At 42.7% G+C, this 3,796-nt stretch carries 2 protein-coding genes and 1 pseudogene; 2 read left to right on the forward strand and 1 reads right to left on the reverse strand.

Translation table 11 applies throughout. The features are described 5' to 3' along the window. Positions 1-866, forward strand: an 866-nt coding sequence (locus tag ACP45E_RS16775) for a LysR family transcriptional regulator (RefSeq protein WP_069585289.1), incomplete at its 5' end; no start/stop codon positions are given. 286 nt (positions 867-1,152) lie between these two features. Here ACP45E_RS16775 and ACP45E_RS16780 read toward each other — a convergent pair. Continuing rightward, positions 1,153-2,251 (reverse strand): annotated as a pseudogene (locus ACP45E_RS16780) (Fic family protein). A 492-nt stretch (positions 2,252-2,743) separates the two neighbouring features. Between ACP45E_RS16780 and ACP45E_RS16785 the strand changes: the two are divergent. Next, the coding region (locus ACP45E_RS16785; protein WP_017038359.1) for a methyl-accepting chemotaxis protein at positions 2,744-3,796 on the forward strand (1,053 nt) is incomplete at its 3' end.

The following is a 3,796-nucleotide window of genomic DNA, read 5'->3' on the forward strand; positions in this document are numbered from 1 at the left end:
AAGTATTTGTTGACGTTGCAACGACTGGCAGTTTTACCGTCACAGCAGACAGGTTGAATATGTCTCGCCCCATGGTGACGAGATACATTGAGGCTATGGAAGCTTGGCTAAAAACACGCCTGCTGCATCGAACCACACGAAAAGTTTCTTTGACAACAGCGGGCGAAACATGTCTGGAAGAAGTTAAACAATGGCTTGGGCAGGCAGAAAGCCTAAGCGGGCTATCAGACACCAGTGGTGAACTATCGGGTACAGTTCGGTTAGCAACAAGCATGTCATTTGGTTATTCCCAATTGGTGCCAGCTATTCAAGAGTTTATGGCGGAGAACCCCAAAGTAAAAATCGATATCGACTTGCAAGACTCAGTAACCGACCTGACTGAAAGGCAGATAGATCTTGCTATCCGAATCGCGTCGGCACCTGATCCATCTCTTATAGGTAAGCCAATATCGGTATGTGAGTCAGTTGTGGTAGCTTCGCCACTATATTTGACCAGAAATAGTACCATTTCTGAACCGAGCGATTTAACCAATCATACTTGTCTTGGGTATAAAAATTTCGAACAACATATCTGGCATTTGACAAAAGACAACTCGCAACAATCGGTAGAAGTTAGATGTAATCTGACAGCAAATGAAACGACAACCTTACTGCATGCAGTATTGTGTGGCGCAGGCATAGCTATTCAGCCAACTTATCTCGCAAACCAATACGTTAAAAGTGGTCAGCTTCAGCAGGTTTTGCCGAATTGGAAACCAAATGACCTTACCATTTATGCTCTCTATTCTTCCAGAAAGTATATGTCACCAACTGTTCGTACACTGATTGATTATTTATCAGACTATTTTGCCGAAACTCGTTGGTAATGTTTTGCCTGATTTTTGCCATTACAAGAAACTAAACTGCTCCATTCAAACTGGCCCCCCTGCCAGTCAGAGCACCCAAGCGAATTATTATGCAAAAGTGATGTAGAGATTGAAATGTTAAAATGTGACAGCTTTTGGGTGATTACGCGCATCGGTGCTGCGCGGTCTGTCATTAGTAAAAGTCAGGTTATTTTCTGGTAAGAATTACCAACGTTCTGTTTCGCAAGCTTACAATGGAGAATAACGAGTAATAGAGTTGAAAAGACTGACCGCTCATGCAGTGAGTCTATCTCTTTAATAAGTACCGAGTACTCCTACCTGCTCCTGATTTCTCTAAACACCCTTGCTCCACAAGCGCCCTAAGATGGCGGGTGGCTGTCGGTTTACTAACTTTTGCGATCTTGTGATATTGAGACGTTGTCACTCCTTCGATAAAGTCACCATCTAACAATCTATTTAGCACTTTGACTTGTTCATTGTTCAGCAGTGTTTGATCTACGTTTCGCCAGAAATTTGTTTTGAAAACAGTTTGATCAATTTCTTTTAATGCCTCATCAAACGTTTCATTTAGCGTCTCAAAGAACCAAACTAACCAATGGGTTATGTCTATCCCCCCCTTTTTGAGTTCTCTCAAGTATTTCATAGTAGCTTTTTCGCTTCGCCAATATACTCACAGACATTGCTTAGAAGCGGACAGATTGCTCCTCTGCTTGTGCCAGCGCTAAATCTGTCAATAAACGTGTTATACGTCCATTACCATCATCCAACGGGTGTATTGTCACAAACCAAAGATGTGTTATCGCGGCGCGAACTAATGGGTCAAGCGAGGTGTCAACTTTTGAGCTGTTAAACCACTCAATAAATTGCTCTAATTCTTGATCTAAAATGTCGCGTCCTGGTGCTTCAAAATGGGCCACGGGTTTATCTAACCGACCAAAGACAACTTGCATTGGCGTATCCCCCCTCAGTTGGCCTCCGACGACAGGGTTGAACATCGTATAACCTTCTGGAAATAGCCGTTCATGCCAAACTAAGATGCGCTCAAGGGTTAGTTTTATATCTAGATTATCCACGGCATCTAGCATTATTTCTGCGAGGCCGTCTGTTTGCTCAGTCGTTGGGAACGGTCGTTTTTCAGTCAGTCCTAGCCTACTCGCAAGCGACGAACGCACTGAGAATGCATTCAATTTTTCACCTTCAATAGCGCTTGAATGAACGATGTTGGCCAGTAGAGTATCGAGCATGCATTCTTTGTCATCTTGTGAATGGCTAAGCATTTTCCCCAATAAGATGCCTTGATTGAATCGAGTGCGCCTAACCATTGGCTCAACAGTAGCTTTGTCCTAATTGAAGTTAGGCCAATCGTTATTTTTCCAGATCCACATAGGGATTCCTTGATTCGTAACACGGCTATAATCAAATCACATTATGATTTGATTATATTAAGAGATGTCTTCTTTAATTTTGAATAGGAAAAAGCAATCCCTAAGGGAGAAGATAGAATTAAAATTGTTATTATTGGAGTTATCAAGGTTCCATCCTAAAATCATAACGCCGCGTTAAGTAATAATCTTGTATTGATGCTTTAAGCCAAATACCAAGAACTTGCTCGACATCCTCGAATCTGTGCTGCCTAAAAATTTTCTATTCAACCGATAGCAAATGAACGGTGTCATATATGGTTCGCCTGCACACTGAGTGGAGCAGTACTTAAGGTGTGTGTCCTTGTGATTCATTTACTATTTGGCTGAGTCAGCAATAAACCGTACAAAATTGGCTGGATAACTCCTATTCATGACCTATGTCAATTAGTAGCAGGCGAGTATTTGCCATTCTGGCTATATTAGTAAAATGTATTTTAATAATAAGGATCGCACATGGCTTCAGCCAAGATAGAATCCACCAACGCTAATGACCAACAACAAATGAAGTTGTTGAGCTTTTTCGCTAAAGTCGGAACCAAACTCAAACTCAATGTATTACTGACTTTAATTGCTTTTGTCTTCTTGGGTTATCAAGGTATCTCTGGGATGCAAACATCGGCCAGTTACATTGAAGATCTCTATAGTCAGGGGATGCAACATACCATACGCACAAGTAAGGTGATTGATGAACTCGGGAATGCGAGAAGTGCCTTATTACTCTCGTTCCAGCATGACCCTTCATCCAACACGGCATCGATGCACGATCATCCTATTGAGTTCCATATCACGCAGATTGAGAATTCGCTTGAGACATTACACCACATCATTGACAACGAACTACTCCAATCCGACCTGGCAAGTGATGAAGAACAAGTCGTTAATAGCCTAGCACAAGTTTTAGATGACATTACTACACAAGGCTTCTTACCAGCGATTGCGAAACTCAAAAGTGGCGACTATTACGCCGCGAACATTCTATTGTTGCAGCAAATTAACCCCAAGTTCCAACAAGCATACCAGCATGCGGAGCAGTTCTTTTCCATGCAAGTGGAAGAGGGACGTAAGAGTTTTGAACAGGCCGAAGCAAATAGCGAACGTTTTATCTGGGTCGTGAGTACAATCACCATCATATCGCTGCTGGTCATTATTTCGATGTCACTGCTTGTTATAAAACGTGTCAACCATGCGGTAACCGAACTTAAAGAGCGTTCGGAGAAAATCGCCGCAGGCGATCTAACTCAGCGTTTAGATGCGTCTGGAGACGATGAGTTTTCGCACATTGCTAAGTCGGTTAATCGAATAGTGACCAGCTTCCGACACGTTGTGCAAACTAATAGGGACTCGATTGGTCAGTTGGCTCGGTCTGCTGAAGAAAATTCAGCGGTTGCGATGCAAACTAAAGAAAACATCATGACACAGCAATCACGGACCGAGCAGGTGGCAACCGCGATTAATCAATTTACAGCGACCGTTCACGAAGTGGCTCAAAGTGCGAGTTCTGCCGCC

Origin of the sequence: Vibrio genomosp. F10 str. 9ZD137 (genome assembly GCF_049974785.1) — a bacterium.
GTDB lineage: Bacteria > Pseudomonadota > Gammaproteobacteria > Enterobacterales > Vibrionaceae > Vibrio.